General features: G+C 36.5%; 18 protein-coding genes. 1 reads left to right on the top strand and 17 read right to left on the bottom strand.

Annotation, left to right across the window (positions count from 1 at the left end):
• Positions 1-13: 13 nt before the first annotated feature.
• The 8 genes from CEY12_RS03525 to CEY12_RS03490 all read right to left on the bottom strand — a co-directional run bounded on the left by CEY12_RS03525 (position 14) and on the right by CEY12_RS03490 (position 8,055).
• Positions 14-769 carry an SDR family oxidoreductase gene (locus CEY12_RS03525; RefSeq protein ID WP_089026374.1) on the bottom strand — a complete coding sequence of 252 codons (756 nt, stop codon included), beginning with the start codon at positions 767-769 and terminating at the stop codon, positions 14-16.
• A 221-nt stretch (positions 770-990) separates the two neighbouring features.
• Positions 991-1,731, bottom strand: a complete 741-nt coding sequence (locus CEY12_RS03520) for an SDR family oxidoreductase (protein ID WP_089026373.1) — start codon at positions 1,729-1,731, stop codon at positions 991-993.
• A 113-nt stretch (positions 1,732-1,844) separates the two neighbouring features.
• Positions 1,845-2,771: a helix-turn-helix domain-containing protein gene (locus CEY12_RS03515; protein WP_089026372.1), complete on the bottom strand. Its 927-nt coding sequence runs from the start codon at positions 2,769-2,771 to the stop codon at positions 1,845-1,847.
• A 255-nt stretch (positions 2,772-3,026) separates the two neighbouring features.
• Positions 3,027-4,310 carry an adenosylmethionine--8-amino-7-oxononanoate transaminase gene (bioA, locus tag CEY12_RS03510; RefSeq protein ID WP_089026371.1) on the bottom strand — a complete coding sequence of 428 codons (1,284 nt, stop codon included), beginning with the start codon at positions 4,308-4,310 and terminating at the stop codon, positions 3,027-3,029.
• A 198-nt stretch (positions 4,311-4,508) separates the two neighbouring features.
• Positions 4,509-5,507, bottom strand: coding sequence for a biotin synthase BioB (bioB, locus tag CEY12_RS03505; protein WP_089026370.1), 999 nt, complete (start codon positions 5,505-5,507; stop codon positions 4,509-4,511).
• The gene (gene bioD / locus CEY12_RS03500; RefSeq protein ID WP_089026369.1) at positions 5,500-6,117 is read right to left on the bottom strand and encodes a dethiobiotin synthase; all 618 of its coding nucleotides are present in this window, start codon (positions 6,115-6,117) and stop codon (positions 5,500-5,502) included. Before bioD ends, bioB begins: the two co-directional genes overlap by 8 nt.
• 204 nt (positions 6,118-6,321) lie before the next feature.
• The gene (locus CEY12_RS03495) at positions 6,322-7,437 is read right to left on the bottom strand and encodes an aminotransferase class I/II-fold pyridoxal phosphate-dependent enzyme (protein WP_089026368.1); all 1,116 of its coding nucleotides are present in this window, start codon (positions 7,435-7,437) and stop codon (positions 6,322-6,324) included.
• Positions 7,438-8,055 carry a hypothetical protein gene (locus CEY12_RS03490; RefSeq protein ID WP_089026367.1) on the bottom strand — a complete coding sequence of 206 codons (618 nt, stop codon included), beginning with the start codon at positions 8,053-8,055 and terminating at the stop codon, positions 7,438-7,440.
• 65 nt (positions 8,056-8,120) lie between these two features.
• Between CEY12_RS03490 and CEY12_RS03485 the strand changes: the two genes are divergently transcribed.
• The gene (locus CEY12_RS03485) at positions 8,121-9,608 is read left to right on the top strand and encodes a PLP-dependent aminotransferase family protein (protein WP_089029773.1); all 1,488 of its coding nucleotides are present in this window, start codon (positions 8,121-8,123) and stop codon (positions 9,606-9,608) included.
• A 459-nt stretch (positions 9,609-10,067) separates the two neighbouring features.
• On the opposite strand, the gene CEY12_RS03480 is transcribed toward CEY12_RS03485, so the two are convergent.
• The 9 genes from CEY12_RS03480 to CEY12_RS03440 are packed head-to-tail and all read right to left on the bottom strand — an operon-like array spanning position 10,068 to position 23,791.
• A complete protein-coding gene (locus tag CEY12_RS03480; RefSeq protein WP_089026366.1) occupies positions 10,068-11,264 on the bottom strand; it encodes a PepSY-associated TM helix domain-containing protein in 1,197 nt (398 codons plus the stop codon).
• A 2-nt stretch (positions 11,265-11,266) separates the two neighbouring features.
• The gene (locus tag CEY12_RS03475) at positions 11,267-13,705 is read right to left on the bottom strand and encodes a TonB-dependent receptor (RefSeq protein ID WP_172821003.1); all 2,439 of its coding nucleotides are present in this window, start codon (positions 13,703-13,705) and stop codon (positions 11,267-11,269) included.
• Positions 13,692-15,080 carry an AMP-binding protein gene (locus CEY12_RS03470; protein WP_089026365.1) on the bottom strand — a complete coding sequence of 463 codons (1,389 nt, stop codon included), beginning with the start codon at positions 15,078-15,080 and terminating at the stop codon, positions 13,692-13,694. The genes CEY12_RS03475 and CEY12_RS03470 overlap by 14 nt, the downstream gene beginning before the upstream one ends.
• Before the next feature lie 4 nt (positions 15,081-15,084).
• A complete protein-coding gene (locus CEY12_RS03465; RefSeq protein WP_089026364.1) occupies positions 15,085-15,330 on the bottom strand; it encodes an acyl carrier protein in 246 nt (81 codons plus the stop codon).
• A gap of 1 nt (position 15,331) precedes the next feature.
• Positions 15,332-16,735 (bottom strand): MATE family efflux transporter, encoded by a 1,404-nt coding sequence (locus tag CEY12_RS03460; RefSeq protein WP_089026363.1) that lies wholly within the window; start codon positions 16,733-16,735, stop codon positions 15,332-15,334.
• Complete coding sequence (locus CEY12_RS03455; protein ID WP_089026362.1) at positions 16,732-18,546, bottom strand: IucA/IucC family protein; 1,815 nt, start codon at positions 18,544-18,546, stop codon at positions 16,732-16,734. Before CEY12_RS03455 ends, CEY12_RS03460 begins: the two co-directional genes overlap by 4 nt.
• Before the next feature lie 8 nt (positions 18,547-18,554).
• On the bottom strand, positions 18,555-19,874 hold the full coding sequence (locus tag CEY12_RS03450) for a lysine N(6)-hydroxylase/L-ornithine N(5)-oxygenase family protein (protein ID WP_089026361.1): 1,320 nt from the start codon (positions 19,872-19,874) through the stop codon (positions 18,555-18,557).
• Positions 19,867-22,293 (bottom strand): GNAT family N-acetyltransferase, encoded by a 2,427-nt coding sequence (locus CEY12_RS03445; protein ID WP_089026360.1) that lies wholly within the window; start codon positions 22,291-22,293, stop codon positions 19,867-19,869. Before CEY12_RS03445 ends, CEY12_RS03450 begins: the two co-directional genes overlap by 8 nt.
• The gene (locus CEY12_RS03440; RefSeq protein ID WP_089026359.1) at positions 22,265-23,791 is read right to left on the bottom strand and encodes a pyridoxal phosphate-dependent decarboxylase family protein; all 1,527 of its coding nucleotides are present in this window, start codon (positions 23,789-23,791) and stop codon (positions 22,265-22,267) included. Before CEY12_RS03440 ends, CEY12_RS03445 begins: the two co-directional genes overlap by 29 nt.
• Between the last annotated feature and the right edge of the window lie 39 nt (positions 23,792-23,830).

Genomic DNA, 23,830 nt, shown 5'->3' with positions numbered 1-23,830 from the left:
AAAGAATACGGAATTATTGGTTGGCTCCGCCATTCACCAAAAGGTGTTGTCCATTGACAAACGATGACAAATCACTGGCAAAAAACTCTGCTGCATTGGCAACATCCTCTACTTCTGCAAGTCTTCCCATCGGGCAGCTGTCGATTAGCGATTTCCTTAATTCAGGATAGCTGTTTGCTTCAGTAAAAATACCGGAATGATCAACGGCAAAAGGGATAATGGAATTAACGGTAACTCCACGGTGTCCAATTTCTTTTGAGAGCACATCTACCATATATCTTGGTGTTGTTTTACTTCCACCATATACTGCCATTCCCTGAACCGGAAACGCCGTAGTACTGGAAGCTATGTAAATGATACGGCCATTATCTTCAATGTTTTTAGCGGCCTGCTGCATTGTAAAATAAGCTCCTTTGGTGTTGATACTGAATAACCGGTCAAACTGTTCTTCCGTAAATGCTGTCACAGGAGTTTCTACCATTTCTATTCCTGCGTTGGCAACTACAATATCAATCTTTCCGAAGGCTTTTTTAGCTTCGTCGAAAAGTTTTTCTATATCAGCAACTTTACTCACATCTGCTTGTACAGCAATTACGCCTACATTCATAGCTTTGATATTAGAAACTACTTCATCCGCTGAAGATTTGTCCTTTGAATAATTGATGATGATATTTGCTCCCAGAGCAGCATAACGCTCTGCAATAGCTTTACCTAAACCTCTGGCTGAGCCTGTAATTAAGGCTGTTTTGCCATGTAAATTGTTGTTCATGTTTTTATTGTATTTGTGTATTAATGTAAAATGTATTTATGATAATTGAAAGTTGAAAGTTGAAAGTTGAAAGTTGAAAGTGGAGAATTAGATACTAGATATCAGATGTCAGATTCACAAATTAGAGATCAGATTATCTATTGTCAGAACTCTAAGACTCTCGGAAACTCGAACCCCGAACCTCCCCACTTTCCATTTTCAATTTTCCACTTTCAACTTACTTAAGCCATTCCTCCGTTCACTCCAATATTCTGAGCATTGATCCATTTAGCTTCATCGCTGGCAAGAAATACGACTACATTTGCAATATCATCGGTTTCTGCGATTCTTCCAAAAGGATTTAATGATGCAAGTCTGTCAATTACTTCTTTCGGTTTTCCATTAAGAAAAAGAGCTGTTGCTGTTGGACCAGGCGAAACAGAATTGACATTAATTCCTCTGTTCCCGACCTCCCTTGAGAAAACTCTGGTGAGTTGTTCTACAGCTGATTTTGTTGCCACATACGTTGCGTATCCAGGTAACATTAAACGGTTAACAGAGGTTGAAAAATTGATAATAGTTCCATTATCCGCTAATTTGGTGGCTGCTTCACGCAGGGTATTGAATACTCCTTTTACATTGATGTTGAATTGACGGTCAAATTCTTCGTCGGTAGTTTCCTGAATTGTTTTTGTGATCATCACTCCTGCGTTGTTGATCAGTACATCTACTCTTCCGTAATGAGCAATAGCCTGATCGAAAAGTGACTGTACATCTTCGGTTTTGCTTACGTCTGCCTGAACAGCGATAGCATCTCCTCCTTTTTCTTTAATTGAGTTTACCACGTCATCTGCTTCAGCTTTGCTTCCTGCAAAGTTTACTATTACTTTGGCATTGGCTTCTCCTAATCTTTTTGCTACTTCAGCTCCTATTCCTTTTGAAGCTCCTGTAACTAATACTACTTTTCCTGATAAATTGTTCATGTCTTTTTGGATGTTTAAATTTTATAGGACAAAGGTAGAATGAGGACAAGGGGTATTTGTTGCAAAAACTAAAGCATTATTTGCAAATTTCAAATATGTTGGATAAAGCAGTATTAATTTTCTTTCAGATCTTTGCGATATTGGGCAGGTGTAGTCTGAGTATGTTTCTTAAAGTAATTACTGAAGTGTGCAGCCTCAGAAAATCCAAGTTTATAGGTGATTTCCTTAATAGAGATGGAAGAGTTTTTTAATAAAGACTTCGCTTCAGAAATTGTTTTTTCAGCAATCCAGGTTGCGATAGGTTTTCCTGTTTTAGATTTAATAACAGAACTTAGATAGTTAGGATGGAGGTTTTGTGCATCAGCGTAATCCTGTACTCTAAAAACGATATCTGTATAGCCTGTGCTAAGTTCACGGTAATGTTTTTCCAAAAGTTGTTTAAAGGACTTTACGATTTGTGAACTTCTGTTTCCTTCATAAATAGGATCATAATCCTGCCAGAAATATTCTTTGATTTTATAAAATAAAACTGCCAGCAGATGACCAATGATCTTATATTTTTCAGGAGAATTGCTGGTGTATTCGGATTGAATCTGAAGATAAATATATTCTGCCTTTTGATAAAACTCATCGGTTACCATTTTAGGTTTAATCTTCTCCGTTAATAAAAAAGGAAAGTCAACGAAAATTTCTTTGCTGATGTATTTCTTTAAAAAAGTTTCATCAAAGGTGATCAGGTAGATCTCTTCAATCTTATCCCAACCGAAGGTTCTATAGTTACTTGGATTGGTAAAATAAACTGAATGTGGTTTTACTTCAAATGTATGTTCGTCAATGGTATAGTGTCCTATTCCATCTTTGACAAAAAGGAAAGAAAAAAAGTTAGGTCTGTAAGACGTCGATTGATAAGGAAGTTTAAAACCAATATCCTTTAAATTAAAAATAGAAAATCCCTCAGCAGCATCAATAAGATTTACTGAAAGGTTGAGATGATTGTATAATTCTAATAATGAATTGGATTCAAAGTTGAGATTTTCCATAGAAAATTTGTCTGGAAGCCTAAGTTAGGGTTTAAAATTGAAAATTGAAAATGGAAAGTGGAGAGTTAAGAGTTATGAGTTTCGGGATTCGGGGTTCGAGTTAGATCTGTCTGATCTGTAAAATCTGTGGGAGAATTGAAATAATGTAATTTTAGTTTAATGAAAATATACTCTCGCCAGTGAAACGGATTCAGTAGATTGTGGTTTTGTGCTTTTTGATCTGCTTTATTTTTCGTTAATGGCGAGAGTAATGGACTATTTCTCTTGTAGAAATAGGTTAATAACTTCTATGATATTTTTGTAAATAAAATCAAGTTCTTCAGAGGTAATACAATAAGGTGGAACTAAATACATCACATTTCCAAGAGGACGCATGATTATTCCGCGTGATAAAAATTCATCGTATGTTTTTTTTCCTATTTCATTAAAATAGGAAGTTTCTGCATCAGTTTTTAATTCCCATGCAATGATAGTACCCATTTGGCGTACGTTTTTTACACCATGATGTTCACTGAGAACTTTTGTGAAACCAGCATGCTGTTTGCAGATCCTTTGTATAGCAGCTTGTGTGTCTTCCTGTAATAAAAGCTCCATACTCGCTAATGCGGCTGCACACGCCAAAGGGTTGGCTGTAAATGAATGACCATGAAACAACGTTTTATACTTATCATCTGACAAAAAAGCATTGAAAATTTCCTGAGAACAGGTCGTAATACCCATCGGCATAGTTCCCCCTGTCAAGCCCTTTGAAAAACACATGATATCTGGTTTTTCCGTCAGGTAATCGGCTGCGAAAAGTTTTCCGGTCCTTCCGAATCCAGTGAAAACTTCATCCTGAATCATAACAATTTGCTTAGCTCTGCAAAATTTCATCAGTTCACTGAGGTCTTCCGATTGATACATTAGCATTCCCGCTGCACCCTGTACAAGAGGCTCATAGATAAAACAGGCTACTTCATCAGCAAGATAACTGATTTGAGTTTTTAAATCTGTTAGATTTTCGGAATTAGGAGTATCAATAAAAACGACTTCAAAGAGCATTTCTCCAAAAGGCTGAGTCCAGACGCTTCTTCCACTCACCGACATGGCACCGAATGTATCTCCATGATAAGCGTCTTTAAAAGCAAGTATTTTTGTTTTTGCTTTTCCTTGATTGTAAGCATATTGAATGCACATTTTTAAAGCAACTTCTACCGCCGTTGAGCCATTGTCTGAGTAAAAAACCTTATCCTGATTTTCAGGAAGTAATTTCAGCAAATTTTCTGAAAGCTGTATTGCTGGTTCATGGGTAAATCCAGCAAAAATAACCTGCTCCAGCGTGTTCAATTGATTGAAAACTCTTTGAGCAATATATTCATTAGCGTGACCATGTAAAGTAACCCACCACGACGAAACAGCATCAATATACTTTTTACCTTCATTATCGTAAAGATATACTCCTTTTCCTTTCACAATAGGAATCGCATCATCAGCTGTTTTCATCTGGGTATATGGATGCCAGTTTACGGCGCGATCTCTTTTTTTTAATTCGTTGTTCATTAAATATTTGTAAAATGTAATTCATTAGTTGAAAATGGAAAATTGAAAGTTGAAAGTTCCGAGCTTCGGGGTTCGAGTGTCCGAGAGTCCGAGAGTCTTAGAGTTTTGACAATAAATGGCCTGATCTCTAATTTGTGAATCTGAAATCTGAGGTCTGACATCTAGTATCTAATTCTCCACTTTCAACTTTCAATTCAATTATTGTATGCTCTCCATCCAAGCTTCTTCTGCCCTTTTCTTTGGCTTCAGTCCTAAAGTATTCAGCATTTGCATATCTTCAGAAACTCCTGGATTTGGGGTAACTAATAAAGTTTCTCTTTCTCCTGTGAAGATGGAATTGGCTCCGGCCATAAAGCACCATGCCTGTTCTGTCTCGTCCATTTCAATTCTTCCGGCACTCAATCGAACCATTGATGAAGGCATCACAATTCTTGCAGTGGCAATCATTCTTACCATCTCCCAGGTGTCTACTTTTGGATTATTTTCAAGCGGTGTTCCTGGTACTCTGGCTAATGCATTAATCGGAACTGATTCCGGATGTTTTGGCATTGTTGCTAACGTTAATAGCATAGAAATACGGTCTCCATTGGTTTCTCCAAGTCCGATAATTCCTCCGGAGCAAACAGTGATTCCGGCATTTCTTACATTATTGATCGTGTTGATTCTGTTATCAAATGTACGGGTGGAAATAATTTCTTCATAGTATTGTTCTGAAGTATCCAGGTTGTGATTGTAAGCATACAGTCCCGCCTCCTGAAGTCTTACAGCTTGCTCTTCTGTTAACATTCCCAATGTACAACATACTTCAAGTCCTAATTTGTTCACTCCTTTTACCATATCAATGACACGGTCAAAATCACGATTATTTCTTACTTCACGCCATGCAGCAGCCATACAGAATCTTGAAGATCCCGAATCTTTTGCTTTTTGAGCATGTTCAATAACTTTTTCTGTTGGTAATAAAGCCTGTACTTTGATATTAGTGTGGTAACGCGCTGCCTGTCCGCAATAAGAACAGTCTTCAACGCATCCTCCTGTTTTTATAGATAGTAAAGTAGAAATCTGTATCTCTTCAGGATTATGCCATTCACGGTGAACAGTTGCTGCCTGGTATATTAATTCTAATAAAGGTTGATTAAATATTTCTTCTATCTGTTCTTTGGTCCAGTCATTCCTGAGTTTTGTTTTTTTATCCATTATATTCAATTTTTAAATTATTTGCGATTGTTGTAATACTTTCTTTTGTAATAGAATCTACATCCGGGATTCTGATTATTTTTGTTCTTTTTTCTATATAATTAATAATTACCCGCTCTGTATCAGTGGGAAACACTCCATTGAGTATTAAATATTCTAATGTAAGTCCTCTTTCTTTCAATGCCATAATGGATAATAAAGTATGATTAATACATCCTAAATAATTTCTGACAACCAGAACCACTGGAAGCTTTAATTTTTCCATCAAGTCGATCATTAGTTCTTGATCCGATAGAGGAACCATTAATCCTCCTGCCCCTTCTACGATGAGCGGATTAGAAGTTTCCGGTAATTGAAAGTCATCAACTCTAATCAATTTTCCCTCCTCTGCTGCTGATTGATGGGGTGATGCAGCTAATTGTAAACGATAGGCTTCAGGATAATAGGTGATTTCATTTTCTACCCAATCCTTGATTTTCATGCTGTCTGTATAATGGAGATCCCCAGATTGTACAGGTTTCCAATAATCAGCTTTAAAATATTGGGTTAAAATGGCTGAACAAACTGTTTTGCCAATTTCGGTTCCTATTCCGGTGATAAATAATTTCATGTTCTTTTTTTGGCGAAATCGCAAAATTGCAGAATTGCAAAATAGCTTAGATAAGGGTAAAGCTCAACTCTGTATCTTTTATTCACTTTTTCTATTTTTTTAATAATTTTCAATTTGATTGTCACTTTTCCTTTGACGGACTCAGTTCACGATTTCACGATTTTGCATTTTAGCCTTTTTGCTTATTCGCCTTTCCGCCTTTTACTAAATAAATTCCTTAATCGTTCTAGTCAGCTCCAAAATTTCCTCTTCCGTATTAAAGCTATGCAGACAAATACGCAGTCTTTCCGTTCCCTCTTTTACCGTTGGACTGTATACTGCATAGGTTATTATTCCTTTTTTATATAAGGCTTGTTGTACTATTTTCAATTTTTTGTTGTCTGGAATTATAATAGCTTGTACAGGGCTTTTTTCAGCAGAGGGAGTCTGAAGCCCCTTCTCTCTGAAAAGTCGAATATTATTCTGTAGCTTTTCTGTTAATTCAGGATGAGCTTTAAGGAAATCATAGCCTGTTTTAATGGACGTCCATTGTACATCCTGAGCAGCCGTAGTATAAATGAACGGAGAAGCAAAATTGATAAGATAGTCTTTGATCAATTCATTCGTAAGTATTGCTGCTCCATGAGCACCCATAGCTTTGCCATAAGTAATAACAGTAGCCAATACCTTCTTCTGTAGTCGATTTTCCGACACTAATCCATATCCTAACGCTCCAAAAGCATGAGCTTCATCTACTAATAGGTTTGCAGCATATTTTTCAGCCAGCTCCACAATCTGTTGAAGTGGAGCAAAATCACCTTCCATAGAATACAAGCTCTCTATGGCAATGTAACAATTTCCTTCTGTCCTCTGAAGTTTTTCTTCCAGATTAATGAGATCATTATGTTTAAACTTGATCTTTTTTGCATGCGACATCATACAGGCATCATGAACTGACCGGTGAATCTGCTCATCCACAATAATCGTATCCAGTCTTCCTGGAAGCGTTGAAAGCAAAGCCAGATTCGCATTATATCCTGATGGAAAAAGTAAAGCAGATGGATATTGATGTTTGCCTGCAATATATTCTTCTGTTTCTGCAGCTACTACACTATTCCCACTAATAAGCCTTGATCCGGTACTTCCTGCTAATAGTCCGGGATTATCAATAATTTCTTTAAGAATCATCTGGTGGAGATTCTTATTTTGTGCTAAACCCAGATAATCATTGGAGTAAAAATCGATTCCCTCAGATTTTTGTTGTAAAGACCTGAATATTCCTTTTTCTTTTCTTTGATCTAAGGATTGCTGCAAGTGATCAAGCTGATTGGAAGAAATCATTTAGTTAAGCTGTATTACTTCCTTTGTAATAGAATTGATCCATTGATCATGCAATTGATGTTCAATTTTCAGGATTTCATCGGCATGAAATTGCCAGTCTGCTGAAAATTCATTCAGTTGGTTGATCATTTCTTCTAAATGTCCTTCTTCTTCCAGGATAATAGATTTTACCATTATTTTAGAAGATTCTTTAGTAAGGATATCCTGGTATACCGGATACAGCTCGTCCGCACGTACTTCAATGGCATAAGTGACAAAGAGATAAGCAGCATATTTGAGTTCTTCTTTATTAAGAGTGAAGACTTTCTGTAAATATTTACATGCTTTGATATCTAAAGAATGGAGATACTGTTTAGTTGCCAATGAAGCCAATAGCTCTTCTTTTTCATAGGTCTTACAAAAATCAGGATTGAGTTTTCCAATTTGTTTTTTCAGGTAATAAGCGTGACGGTGTTCTTCTGCTGCATGTTTTAATTGTATCTGGCTGACCTGTGTAGGATGCTCGCAACTGGAGATCTTTCTGGCGCCTGCATTTTCCATAAAAGATAATGTATTCAGCCATTTTGCATGAATCTCATTATTCTTTACAATACGCTCTAATAGATTGTAAAATTCCATGTATTTTTATTTTGATTCAAATGTAGTATATTGCCGGATGGTTGAATGGTGCCAGTTTTAATATTATGGATAGTCCGGTTGAAATTCCTTATCAAAGTTTTGTAAAAATCAACAGAACATCAGATGCTTCAATATACATGCAGATTGCCAATCAGTTAATCAATGCAATTCAGCGTGGATATCTTCCTTTCGGAACCAAGCTTCCCGGTACAAGGGCTCTAAGTCAGACACTTGAAGTACATAGAAATACCATTGTATCTGTCTATGATGAGCTTTTTGCTCAGGGTTGGGTAGAAAGTATTCCCAATAAAGGAACTTTTATCATTGGAAAAAACCAGGATGAACCTCTAAAGTTTATAAATTTTGAAACGAATGATCTTGAGCATTATCCTAAAAAGACAGGTTTTTCTTTCAAAACATCCAATATTCTGGATAATCCTTTTGAGCATTCGGCATGTGAGTACCTGTTTAATGATGGAGTTCCGGATATCAGATTAACACAGATCGATCAACATTCTAAAATCTACAGTGCCATTCTTAAACGAAAAGCCCACCACAAAATGTTGGGGCACTACAATCATGATGGCAGTGAGTTTTTTAAAAAGAACCTCTCGCGATACCTCAATCTTTCACGAGGCCTTCCCATTTCTAAAAGTAATCTTTTGATCACCCGCAGTACCGAAATGAGTATCTATATTGTTTCTGAAGTGCTATTATCAGAAGGTGACACCGTATTGGTTGGAGCATTAAGTTATTTTTCTGTGAATATGATCTTTCAGAAAGCCGGGGTACAGGTTGAATTAATGCCGATTGATGAAGAAGGTATTATGGTAGAGCATGTGAGAGAAATATGCAGAAAGAAAAAGATACGCATGCTGTATCTTACTCCCCACCACCACTATCCTACCACTGTAACATTAAGCGCACAGAGAAGGCTTGAATTGTTAAATCTGGCCAATGAGTTTGGATTTATAATTCTTGAAGATGATTATGATTACGATTTCCATTACGATAAAAGTCCTATCCTCCCTTTAGCAAGTGCTGACACCAACGGAATGGTCGTATATATCGGATCATTTGGAAAATCACTAGCTCCCGGATTCAGAACGGGATTCATTGTTGCTCCTGAAAATCTTATGGCAGAATTACGAAAGTACTTAGGAATTATAGACCGTCAGGGAGATATTCTCATGGAACAGGTATTAGGGGAAATGATTGCTGAAGGTGAAATTCATCGTTACCTCAAGAAATCTGTTAAAATTTATCAGGAAAGAAGAGATCAGTTTGCTCTTTTACTCAATGAATACTTAGGAGATCTGATTCGTTTTCAAATCCCAAGCGGAGGACTTGCTATTTGGATTGAATGGAATATTCCGATCAATCTGATGCAGCTTAGCCGGAATTGCGCTCAAAATAATCTTTTTATTCCTAAAACACTGCTTTATCAAAGTAAGGGACTTACTGCAATGAGATTGGGTTTTGGAAATTTCAGTTTTGAAGAAATGGAGCAGAGTATAAGAATCTTGGCTGAAAATGTGAAGAAACTGATTTAATAATCCGTCATATGAGATGTTTCGTCATATTTTATAAATAATTATTGATTTAGCTGTTGTACCAGGTTTAGATTCCTCATTACGCTTTGCTTCATTTCAGAATGACAAAAACAACAAATTAAAAAGATCTGAAACAATCAAATTTAAGGGAGGCTATATGCACATTATTATACATGACTTTGTCATTGACTCCGTCGAACATTCGGTTTCTGAAAGAATCTAAACAGCCTTACTTAAAAAAATTAAAATCTATACAATCTCATCAATAGAACCGGGCTTTAGCCCGGTTAATTAAATACCAAATGCATTGGCTTTAGCCAAAACTTATACTTGTGTATTATGAATTATAATATTGTGGGTTTTGGCTAAAGCCATTTTGCATTGTTGCTAAAATGAATGGGCTAAAGCCACTCCTATTGATAAATAATAAAGGCTACCTAAAAGGCAGCCTTATTATTTTTATTTTGAGAGAGCATATCTTTTCTTATGAATTTTTGTATGTACTTTCTTTTTTGGTTTCTTCTTTTTTCTATTCAAATAAATAATAAATCCTGTGATAGGAAGAGAAGCCGCAATCATACCTGCAAAAAGATAGATGAATCTGCCAATTATTCCAAAGAGACTTCCGGTGTGCAGATCATAATTTCTTTCTCTTAATGCGGTTCCATTTCCAATATTTTTGTCTTTGTAGGATTGGTGTTTTAAAACTTTTCCTGAATACTGATCAAAATTAAACTGTTCATTCTGATACTGTTTATTTCCGTAGGTTACTTCTGCATAGTAAATCCCTTCCTCTGTCTTGGGAAAATTGATGAGTGCTGATTCTTTATTAACGAGGCTTTTTCCAACTGTATTTCCTACTAAATTTATAATACTTTTTTTATCTGTAAATTCTTCTGAAGGTATGGTACTTTTAGCTTTTTCTGTTTTTACATTTCCGTTCAGAGTATTTTTTATCCATTTGTCAATATCTTCAAAATTCCAGATTACTGCGGCATATGAAATAAGAAGCAGTGGAATGACCGCATAAAAACCAAGAACATTATGGCTATCGTAATTAATTCTTTTCCAGTTGGCGGATGTTTTAATGAAAAACATTCCCTTTATTGCATTTTTATTGAGTTTGCGGGGAAACCAGATCACCAATCCTGAAAAAAGCATAATGGCTAATATGAGCGTTGAATACCCCGTGATAGTCTTCCCTATTTTTTCTCCCAACAATAATCTTCGGTGAAGATCCATAACAATTTCAAAAAACTCGGTTTTTGCATTTTCAACTTCAAGAACTTTTCCGGTGTAAGGATCTATATATACTCTGTAGTAGTAAATATAGGAACCCCAGAAGGTCAGTGCCTCATTATTCATTTTTAGAGAACGAAATGCATAACTTCGGGATGGATCGGAAGATATCTCTACTCTACTTACTTTAAGGCTGTCAGGTAATGCCTGTTCTGCTTTTAATTTAAGATCAGAAAGCTGAAGCTTTTCCTTTCCGATATTTTTCACAAAATATTTTTCCGGATAAAATGTGTGTTTTAATTCTTTTTCAAAGGCCAGAATACAGCCTGTTACTGCCATTATTACAACTATAAGCCCGGACGTTAGTCCGAGCCATAGATGTATTTGATATGTAATTTTTCTAAATCTAGAATTCATTATTAAAACTTAAGCGTAACCTCAGCAACAAAGTTACGAGGCATTTGGGCTACTACAACACCCTGCCCTGAAAAATACTGAGCATTTCCTAAATTATTCATTTTAAATCCTAATCTGTATCTTTCTTTTTCAAGAGAAACAGAAGCGTTAATTAAAGTATATGCAGGGAATATAAACTGTCCGGTAGTTGCATTATCTACTGTGATCTGTTCACCCACACGGTTCACTCCAAAACCTACACCTAATCCCTGAAGTCCATTGATTGGAAGTATATAGCTGATCCATGAATTAAACACATTAGCCGGACCTGAAGATGATGGACGACGACCATCTACGGAAGCAGCAGCTTTTACAAACTTACTGTCGTTGTAGGAATATCCAGCCATAATATTCAGTCCTTGAATCGGATTCAGGATTGTTTCGATTTCGAGACCTTTACTTCTCTGTTCACCGTCCTGGATCGTGATATTATAGTTTTGTCCATTAATACTTACAACGTCTGCTCTTAACATATTATTAACCAAGATGTCATAATATCCTACTGTAAAATTGACTTTATTTCTCCAAAGATTTCCTTTGAATCCTACTTCCCACTGATTAGATCTCTGCGGTTTGAAATCTCCGCTATAATCTGCAAGTGGCTGTGCAACCGGAGCTACATTGCTGAAACCATTCATATAGTTACCGTATGCTGATAGATGATTTTTAAGGATTTGATATGATAAACCAAATTTTGGAGACAATGCATTCTGATTGAATTCTCCCGAATTAATATTTTTGTTCAGGTCAAGCTGTCCATTACTTTCATAATGATCAAAACGTAAACTTAACAAGGCAACCAAACGGTCCGTAATATAAACCGCATCAGAAACATATGCTCCATAAATATTAGAGGATGCTGTATTTCTTACTAAAGGGGCTGTAGAAGTTTGAATTTTTTGTAATGCCAAATCTCTGGAAATATTGCCATATGTCCCTGTCACAGCTCCTCCCACTGGTGCACTAAGATTCTTACCATCAATCCTGTCATATACAACGATTGGAGAAAGGTTATTATTTAAAGATTGGTTTAAATAATCTAATCCGATAAGAAGTTTATTTTTGATTTCTCCTATTTTAAATTCCCCATTAAAGTTCTGTTGAAAGCTGGTAGACGCTCCTTCTCCATTCTGCCACTGTACATTACGCTCTAAAATATTATCAGTATCTCCTCTCATGAATTGATACTGGTACAATCCTTCTGTTTTTCTATAGTTTCTTGAAATTAAAGTTTGTGAACTCCAGTTATCAGAAATTTTATAATTGATCTCAGCTTTTACATTGATTGAAGGTGCTTTTAAACTCATATCGTTATTTGAATATGACTTTTTCCAGTCGTATCCAAGCTCATCCGGAGTTCTTGCAATGAATGCTCTGTTTCTTGGCAAAAAGATGATCGGAGTATTTGTTCCTTCATAGGTGTAAATCTGTGCACCTAAATTGAACTTTAATCGGTCATTCACCTGATAACTGAATGTTGGAGCTACAAACATCGATTTTCTGAATTCTGAATCCCTGAATCCATTTTGGTATTGGTAGGCAGCATTCAAACGGAATAAAGTTTTCCTGGAATCTGTGATCGGCCCATATACATCAGCTGTTACACGGTTAAGGTTATAGCTGCCCAAAAGATAAGATGCTTCACCCCCGAAATAGTCTTTTGGCTTTTTTGTTACCACATTAATTAATCCTCCAAAGGAATTAACTGCACCACCATACAATGTTCCGGAAGGACCTTTGATCACATCGATACGCTCGATATCTGCAGGATCAATTTCTGTGTTGGTCGTAGCAGGAACTCCATCTACCATAGAAATTCTGGTAGGAAATCCTCTCAAATTATAATAAAAACTTCCATCTCCAGCTCTTCCCGGACTTCCCTGCATTTTTGCAACACCTGCAACATTTTTTAATGCCTCAGAAACATCATATACAAGCTGTTCTTTCAGTATTTGCTGATTGATGCTTGTATACATCTGAGGGTTTTCTAAATTTTTCAATGGCATTTTAGCAACTGAAGTACTGTCCTTATCAAGGAATTTATTTCTACTTACTGCATATACTGTAATTCCTTCAATGACGTTGTTCTCTACGGCTGCATAAATAACAGGGATTTCATAGACATCTTTCTCAATGCGGATGGTTTCTCGCGTAAGTTCAATATCGTTCAAAACCACCTGAAGCGTATATTCTCCGGGTGGCACATTTTCAAAATAATATTCTCCTGAATTATTGGTTTTTGCCTGATATGGTGTGTTCACTAATCTTAAAAGTGCATTTTTTATAGGCGCTTTATCAGATAGCATGATCTTACCATTGACACGTTCACTCTGCTGAGCAGAAACAATCATTGGAAAGCTGGTAAGAAATAAAAATAATATAAGGGTTCTAGATTTTTTCATGCTGTAAGTTTTGTAACAGGGGATAATTTATTTTTCCGTTTTGAGATAGAGGAAATGATTCTATATATTCAGTATGTACGTATTGTGGATTGATACGAAGTTTATTTTTAATGGTATCTTTAAGGATCTGAGGATCGATTTCGTTGTTATCATAAAGAACAATGATCTTTTTATCATTGGAATTAAGACACACAAACGTATTTCCCTCCAGCTCATTCTTAAGGATAAATTCAACCTCATCCAGGTTGAGACGAATTCCGAAAAGTTTCATAATTCGTTTTATTCTTCCTGTGATGTAATATAATCCGTTTTCTCCTCTCCTTCCTGTATCTCCTGTATGAAGAACTGAAGACGGTTCGTAGGTAGAAAGATCTTCCAGCTTATTAGCATAACCACCACAGATACTTGGATGTAAGAATAACAATTCATCTGTTTCAGGGTCTATCTGAAAACTTCCGCCCTGTACAGGGGTGCCGATAGAAGTTTCTTCTTCAAGAAGTCCTTCTGTAGTCAGGTAAGCCATTCTTCCTCCCGCTTCTGTCTGTCCATATTGGGCAAAGAATTGTTTTTCAAATTCATGACAGTAATTGAAGATCGTTTTTCTCAATTCACCATTGATAACACCTCCTGTATGAGTCATATATCTTAGGCTTTTGCTGTCTTTTCTGAAGAATCCTATCCTGTTCAGATTTTCATACAGATAGGGAACACCTCCTAAGGTGCTATATCCATATTCTTCCATTTCATCCCAGAATGCCTTCTGCATAATGTCCTTGTCTGTACAAACTATTTTACCGGCCTTCATACAGTTGGTGGTAAAAATAGAAAATCCGTACACGAAATTAATCGGTACGTTCAGCGGGACAACATCTGTTTCCAGAATGGGCATGTATTGAAGAATACTTATGGCATTCTGATAAAGGTTTTCATCAGAAAGTTTGACCAGCTTCGGAACTCCTGTCGTTCCTGAAGTACTTAAAAGGATCTTAATTTCCGGATGAATCGTAACTTCGGGTTTGTAATCTTCTTTAACAAAGATTTTAACCGTTTCCGAGAATTCCTTTAAAAAATATCCCTGAACTTCTTCTCTGGAAGGATCAAAAATATATTTAGGACGGTATTCAGCTTCAATACGCTCTTTGAAGTCCGTATGTAACTTTTGTCCTAAAACTGCAATAGCATGGGCTGTTCCATAAAAATTCAGGAGTACTTCAATACTGGACAATTGATTGTCGTTGTATAAAAATATCAATCCTTTTTCTACAGGATTCAGGCCTAATGACCGGTACAGTGTTCCGATCGGTACACTTTTGCCGCTGGAAGCCTCTGTGAAAGAGAGGCTTCTGTTAGCAATTACATTTTCTAAAATTTTCATATACTTAGTTTTCTACGAGTACATCGTATTTTTTCATTTTTGCGCGGATTTTGCCGACAGTTCCCATTTCAAGGATATCATTAAAATCAAACTTTATCTGATAGAACTGCTCCAATGCCTCTACAATAAGAAGGTGAGACATAGAATCCCATTCAGGGATTTCCTGATACGTAAGATTTTCGTCTACCATTTCTTTTTTTATAGCAATTGCGGAAGCAATTATTTCATAAAATTCTTCTGTTGTGTTCATTTTAAATTTTTATAGTTTTCCATTTACCATTTTTGAAAATCATTAGAAATAAGACAGCCAGTACTATTTCCGAAGAAACAATAGCTGTAAATATTCCTTTCAGTTCCCAGTGAAACCTTACCCCAAGGAGATAAGCTAAAGGAAGCTGAATCACATAGAACATGATCATATACAGCAGGGTTACCTGCATAATATTTCCGGCTGCATTAAGGGCACGGCTGATCACCATTGTAAATCCTAATAAGAGATAGGCCATAGATACCACATGAATGTATTGTACTGCATATCTGGCAACCTCTGATTCTTTGGTGAAAAAAGTGACCACATGTTCTGCTGCCAGCTGCCAGAATAGCGCAACTGCTACAAGATAGGTCATATTGATACCTCCGGCTCTCCATACTGTTTTTTCTGCCCGGTCAGGGTTTCCTGCTCCTAAATTCTGCCCGGTAAGAACTCCAGCAGCATTTCCTATTCCCCAGGCAGGCATGGTTGCTACCGAAGCGATCCTTTGTGCAATAATATATCCTGCCAATGCAGTAGTACCAAAGGTTGCAATAATTTTAACCATAATCAGCCAGCTTGACGCCGGAATAATATACTGAACCAATCCCCCAAAAGTAATTTTCAGTATTTTCTTGATTAAAGGCAGATCATAATGAAATTTCACCAGAATATTGATGCTGGTCTTACCTGAAAGGAGAATAAAGAACTGATATAATACTGCCAGTAATCGGGATAATACAGTAGCATAAGCTAGTCCCATTAATCCATAAGCAGGAATAAAACCAATTCCGAATACAAAAATCACGGCAAAAACCATACTCGAAATATGGCATAACCAAAGGGATTGCATGGCTAGTGCTGCATCTCCTGCTCCCCTGAACAATCCATTAATAGAAAGACGAAGGATAACCAATCCGATACTTAAAAATACCAGTTTGGAAAAAAGCAATCCATGAGTCACAATATCCGGTTTGATACCAAGGAAACTGATGATCTCAGAGGCGAAAATAAATGACAGGCCACCTATTAATAGAGCAAAGCCTGCAGCCAGCAATATGATATAATGGGCAGTCCGGCTCATCCCTTCTTTATCTTTTTCCCCTGCTCTCCTTGCAATCAATGTTGCGGCAGCTATCCCCAATCCAATGGCAATAGCATTAGCAAAAGTGATGTAATTATCAGTAATCCCTACAAGTCCAAGAACCTTATCTCCAAGCTTTGCAATAATTAAAAGATTAATACTCACAAAAACAGATTCCATCACAAGCTCCATCACCATTGGAATGGCCAGGCTGAAGATAGAACGGTTGATACTTCCAGTAGTCAGTTCGATTTTTTTTCCGGCTAAAGCTCCGTACGCAAATACGGAGCCTTCTTTTACAAGATGCAGAAACTTTCTCATACTGTCGCGACCGAATTTTTATTGGCTATCTGATATAAAGGATTCGGTAATGCCCCATCTTTTCTTGGAATAGCAAATGCTTTGTTTTCGCTGTACCCGTTGTTTTTCAAACGCAGGCTGTTGATATAGAATCTCTTGAATGTAGGAACATACAAGTCATATTTTTCATATCGCTCCTGTAAATGGGTGTTTTGTTGTTTATAATTTTCTACACAATCATGAACAAGAGTCCAGAATGCTTCTTCATTAAAGTTTGAGTGTGTATGCAGAACATTAGACAGGTATCTGAAAAATGCATCAAAGACTCCCAAAAGAATTGATAATGGTACATTTTCTTTGTTTGAAGACTGTATCAATCCATCTGCCAGGTGATCCGGAAGGTTCTCTCTTGCTTCTGCAGTTAAAACAATATCATCCACAAAATCTTTAATAACGATTCTCTGTGGTACGCCGTTTTTCAGTACTACCATAATATTTTCTCCGTGAGGTGTTACACAAAGAGAGTGTGTATAATAGATATGAAGTAAAGGAGTAAGGTATGCTTCAAGATAGTTAGTGATCCATTCTGTGATGCTGATCCCTGCTTTTTCTGCAAAAGCCTGAACTAATGGAACACCCTCTTTATCTACATAAAGCAATGAAGCCATGGTGAACATTTCCTCATCTTCTTTTAAGTAAGAATCAGCACTTTCACGCCATAGAGCTCCTAAGAATTCATTATACTGATAAGGTACATTGGCGATCGATCCGTATTGAGGATGTAAATAAGCAATTGAAGCTTCTTCTCCTAAGAAGATCGTTCCTTTGTTCTCAAGATATGAATCTCCTTTTATCAATCCTTTTACCCAATCCGTAATCGATGGGGCAATTTGCATTTGTTTAGGAGATAGTCCTCTAATGTTTCCTGTACTTAAAATAGAAACTGCAGTTTTTAAATATCTTTTTTCAGGATGCTCAGTATTAAATAAAGTACGGATGCTTTGCTGTGGACTGTAAACATCATTTCCTTCTCCCAATAGAATAAGAATTCCTGAAACGATATCCCCTGCAAAATGAATTTTCAGCTTATGTTCCCACTGCCAAGGATGTACTGGAATGAGATTATAATCCTGAATAGATTTCCCTTCATCACTCAGTTTTTGTTTAAAACTCTGATATAATTCAGTACCAATTTCAGAATTGTAGAACGCTTCCTGATCAATATGTTCTAACGAATGGAAAGAAGATCTGTCTTTGTGTGCGGCAAGCCAAAGAACTTTTAAATTTTCATTCGCTTCCGGAGCAAATTTTTCAAGATCAGTTGGAGAAAATCCTAATCTGCTTTTATTAACGATCACCCATGGATGTCCTGTCATTTGATGTTCTACGGTCTGGTAATTACTTGATGCCAGATCTTTTGAAGACATAGTCCCGGAAGATAAAATTAGCGCATCACAGTATAATGTATGCAAAAGTTCCTCTGTATATCGGGCTAATGTATTGGAATCAAGGTCAAAAACCGATTGCATTTCCAAAAAGAATTGAGGAACATCAATGGATGAGCTTATATTCCCATTTTCATGTCTTTTGATACTGTTTTTATCAATATGCCAATAGTCCATCAATCTTTTCTGACCACGGAAACTATATGTGATATTTTCATTTCCTGTTTCCAGTCTGAATACAGTATATCCTTTGTCATCTTCAAAATCAGCGATTGGTTTCAATAGCTCTTCATGCATTAATTCTGCAATGCTTTTAGCCATTAGATCGATGTTAGCTTGTTTCCAGTTTTCCTGGCTAATTATAGTATTGTTTAATGTGTTGTTCATAATAGGTATTAAATGTGGGCAGTTGTTGGTATAGAAGAATATTTTTCGACGTCAAAATCCTGGAAAGCAATTTTCTTTTCAATTTTGTAATGCTCCCTTCCCAGAATATCGTTGATGATGTAAGAATTACGGTAAGCCGCCATTCCTAAATCGGTAGAGATATAGCTGTGGGTATGTACTTCTGCGTGGAGTACATAAATTTCACCACCATTATGATCTATGGAATAATTTCTGTTAACAGAATACAAACCATTCGAATCTCTTTTAATTCTTGATTCTATGTTCTTTAAAAAAGACGGTTCATGATAACGGTATCCAGTGCCTATCACCAGATAATCGGCTTCCTGCTCATAAGGAATTTCCTGTTCTTTCTGTGTGAATTCCAGGGTCAGACGATCAGGATTCGTATTGTCTACTCGATCCAGCTGACTGTTTGGAATAATCGTAAGCTTTGGATCAGCATTATCAATATTCAGATCATAAATAAAATCATAGATCTGGTTGATCAAATCATAATTGATTCCTTTAAACTGAGCTTGTTGCTTGCTTAAAATGGTTTTACGAGCCGATTCATCTCTGCTATAAAAATAATCTACATAATCAGGAGAAGTAAGTTCTAAAGTCAGTTTTGCATATTCCATCGGGAAGAATCGATCCGGACGGGAATACCAGCCTAATTCAGTATTTTCGTTACGACTTTGAAGCAAGTCATAAAATACCTCTGCAGCACTTTGCCCTGAACCAATCACTGCTATTTTTTTTCCTTTAGCCAAAAGTTCTTCTTTTCTGTATAAATAAGAACTAGTATGAAGAATACGAGAATCTTCCTTCGGTATAAAAGAAGGAATATGAGGCTGAGTTCCTGTTCCCAGAATCAGTCTTTCCGCTTTATAAACTACTGCTTCCTTTGTTTTGGTATGAAGTGTGGTAATCAGATAAAGACCATCTTCATAGATGATATCTACCACCTGAGTGGAGAAACGACACTGTGGCAGCTGGCTTACTACCCATTGGCAATAACGGTTATATTCTTTACGGGGGATAAAGAAATCCTCTCTGATAAAGAATTTATACAACCTGTTTGTTTCTTTTAAATAATTCAAAAGGCTCAAAGGGCTTGTTGGATCTGCCATTGACACACAGTCACACAAAAATGGTGTCTGTAATGTCACATGGTCGATCATTAAACCCGGATGCCAATCGAAGCCATCTCTTTGATCAAGAAAAAGTGTTTTTAATTCAGAAATCGGATTAGATAAAGCAGCCAGCCCTAAGTTGAAAGGTCCGATACCTATTCCAATTACATTATATATTGTTTCATTAGTCATGTTTAGCAATTTTTGCAGTGATTTGTACATCTTTGTTTTGCGGGAATTTTTCCCAATACCATTCTCTGTAGCAGAAATTAAGATTGGCTGTTTTGTGTGGCATTTCAATTACCTTGTCTACTTTGAAACCGACGTGTGCTTTGTTCATCATTGATGCGCGAGAATCCACAGAGCCTTCACCAACCATTTTTCCAACCTGTGGCTGAGCAAATACATAATCTACCATCGATTGTGTGGATGGAGAAACATATTTTTTCTTAGGATCTGTCGGAGCGATGAATTGATGTGTTCCATAATCGGTAGGCAGTACATCATAGTAGTCTCCTACGATATCTTTGCACGGCCAATAGACTTCAATATTACATGAAGGTTCATCATTGCTTAATATGATATAACTATGTCCTTCATCATTTGGTAGCATTAAGCGATAGTAGGTTTCCAGTTCATCAATCGGCCAGTTCATTTGCCACACTTTTACAGCATGCTCCCTGTTAAACCACTCATGAAGCATTTCAAGATCTTCATCAAGATTGATCGGACGCATTGTAATGGTAACATCTTCTTTCTCAAAATAGCGTCTGAGTACGATCTCCTCTCCTTTCGGATTGATCAGTTGGTCTGAGAAGAAATATTTGTGAAGAAGATTCGGAACTTTAGCATAAGAAATAGCAGAAGCATTCACTCCACCATTTACATCTAGAATCGCTGACTGAAGGTTTGATTTTGTTAACCAATAACGGTTCTTTAAAGCATACGTTGTAAGATCAGAAGGGTTGGTATTATGAAGATATTCAAATTCTTTATATAGAATATTGATCAGTTTTCTTTCATGTATCCATCCCGTTTTACCTAGTGAAGCGATCAATGCTGCCAGATTACTTACCAAAAGATGATGTGAAATAATATCCAAAAGACGTTCATCTTTAATGAAAAGATCAGTAATTTCCGGATAAGTTTTTGAAAGATCAGCATACTGTTCTCTTGTGCTTTCTCTCAATAGATATCCTTGCGCGTCTCTTACAAAAAGTGTCTGTGGAAGTAGCTGATCATCCAATTGAATAAGAAGATTCTGCTGATGTGCCTCCGGAGCCATTCCGTACTGAGCGAATAAATGATTTAAAGGATCAATCAGTAATTCAATATACTTCTCAAACCAAATAATGATCGACTCTTCCAGACTTACTTCTAAATGATCTGAAACGTCTTTAAAAAATCTTTGCAGGAAAGTTTGCGTATCCGCCGGTTCATCCTGGCATAATCTTGCTAACAATACTATTTTATCTTCTGGTAAGAATGGATTTTCACGAATCAACAGGTTAAGGCTATCTATATTTTTATGATGATGATAGACTCCTAATGTTATCGGTTCCAGAAGAAGTTTGAATTGATCAAACTCTTTTTCAAATGCAGAAGCTGCATGTTGGCGCCATAAAGCCGACGCATATCCTCTTTTTAAATCTTTCTCCGTATTTATTCTTATCGAACTCGTTAAAAGAACATTGAGAGAGAACTTAGGCATCCAGGGAATATTCTGGCTGTACATGCTTCTGATAGAAGAGGTAGAATAAAAATCTTCACCCAATACTCCAATGTGGATCAGGGTTCGGTTTTTTAGCATTTCAGCACCATCTTCAGTAGATAGCAGATAACTTGATTCCCACGGATGACATGGAACGGTATAAAAGTCAGAGATTTTTTCGTCTTCTTTAAGATATTTTTGTTCCAGATCTTCAGGTAGGGAAACAACGCTCTTCAAGAATTCATGATATGGAATTTCTAAAACAGAGTTTTCTTTAACACAACTTTTGTGTACCAGAAAATATTCCAGCTGAATTCCTTTATTGAATTCCGGACCATAGAGAAGCTGCTCTTCTTTTGAGAATCCCATTCTTGCTTTTGTAAAAGGATGGAGATTATGTCCTACAGGAAGTCTCTGCTCAGATTCCAAAAAAGAATACGTTAAAGCATCATTTTCCTGTGATCCTGCCTCCATTATCAATTCAAGGTTTCTACAGCTGCTTTGAATTCTTGTAGCAAACAATACAAGCCCCTGCTCAGAAAATTGTTCAGAAAACTCTGTATAAACAAATACGATCAGCTGATCGATGTCTACCTCAAAAACAGTTCGGTTTTTATGATCAACTGCCCATAAAGACGTTCCATAATCATGAAATGCACTTTCGGAGCGATAAGAAACAGGAGCAAATAAAAAGAGTTCACTCTTCTTTAATTCAAATCTTAGGTGTAAAGAATAATCACTGTTTTCCAGTGCTTTAGCAGTTAGTACATCATATTTTGGAGTCCCTTCATAAAATTTACCATTCCCAAGTTCCCGAAGCATACCGTTTAACAGAATTCTGCTTGTAATTTTGTGTGCTTTTTCCGTCAACTTAGTTTGTTGTTCCAAAGTCTTCTCCATGTTTCTTTATTGTATTTAAAATTTGGTGAACGTCCTCTGTTGTTGTAATAGGATTCAGGAAAGTAAATTTGAGATAGAACTGACCATCAACTTTAGTGCTTGCCACAAGAATTTCTCCACTGTAGAAGAGTTTCATTTTGATGTGTAAATTCATTGCGTTTAAATCTTCGATATCAGATCTTAAATAACGGAATACCAATACACTTAGATCTGTATGAGATAATAATTCAAATTCCTGATCTTCAGTGATCATTTCGGCTACATCTTTTGTAAGATCAATCACTCGATCAGTATATTCTGCCAATTGCTCTTGTCCCATCATTCTTAAAGTGAACCATAGTTTTAATGCATCAAATCTGCGGGTACTTTGTATAATGGATTTATTAATTTGCGCAGGAATTTCCTCCTCATCCATTTCTGCAGGATTCAAATAATCTGCGTGGTGTTTAAGGATTCGCAATTCTCTTTTATTTTTAACGATAAAAGCACTGCTGCTGATTGGCTGGAAGAATGATTTATGATAATCAATAGTTACGGAATCGGCTTTTTCGATACCATTTAATAAATGGCGGTATTTAGCACTTAAAAGCAATGCACATCCATATGCTGCATCCACGTGCATCCAAATGTTGTGTTGTTCTGCTATATTGGCAATGTCCTCTAAAGGATCTACATTACCAAAATCTGTTGTTCCCGCAGTTGCTATAATTCCGATAGGAATATTTCCCATTTCAATTTCCCGCTTCATATATTTTTGAAGCAAAGTAATATCCATACGGAACTCATTATCGGCAGGAACTTTTACAATTGATTTTTCACCAAGTCCCATGATCGAAGCATTTTTAGAGTTGCTGAAATGGGCTTTATCCGAGATGAAAATTTTAAAACGGCTGGCTTCAGGGGGAAGACCATCCTGCTTAATATTATGGTTTAATTTTTTCTGAGAAAAACAGTCTCTCATCATTACTAATCCCATCAGGTTACTTTGTGATCCTCCTGCTGTGAAAACTCCGTCACTATCATTGGTATTATACCCTAATCTTTCTGCAGTCCAGTCGATCAGTTTTCTTTCCATAAAAGTACCACCGGCACTTTGGTCATAAGTATCCTGTGAAGAGTTGATCGCGCTGACAAGGATTTCTCCTGCAAGTGCAGGAATTACGATAGGGCAATTGAGATGGGCAACATATTGAGGAAGATGAAAAGCTGTTGCATGCTGTACGTAGATATCATCTACTTCATTTAATAACTCTTCATAAGAAGAGAGTTTTTGGTTAAGATCGATGTGCTCAACCTTCTTTTTCATTGTTTTAGCTTCTATACCGCTAAATGGTTTGTCGTTTCTATGAAGAAATGTTCCTACAAGATCTAAAGTATCATGAATTGCGGAACGATAATGATCATAATTATCTTGATGAAAAATATTTTCAAATTTCCCCGAAAAGTGATTCAAAGTGTCATTTATCACTTCCTCGTGAGGCAAAATTTCGTTGTTCATATATTTATTTATAACGTTGATTGAAAAAATTGTGGAGTT

The sequence above is a fragment of the Chryseobacterium sp. T16E-39 genome (assembly GCF_002216065.1).
GTDB lineage: Bacteria > Bacteroidota > Bacteroidia > Flavobacteriales > Weeksellaceae > Chryseobacterium.
The sequence above is the reverse complement of the archived record's forward strand: the minus strand, read 5'-3'. Positions and strand labels throughout refer to the sequence as shown.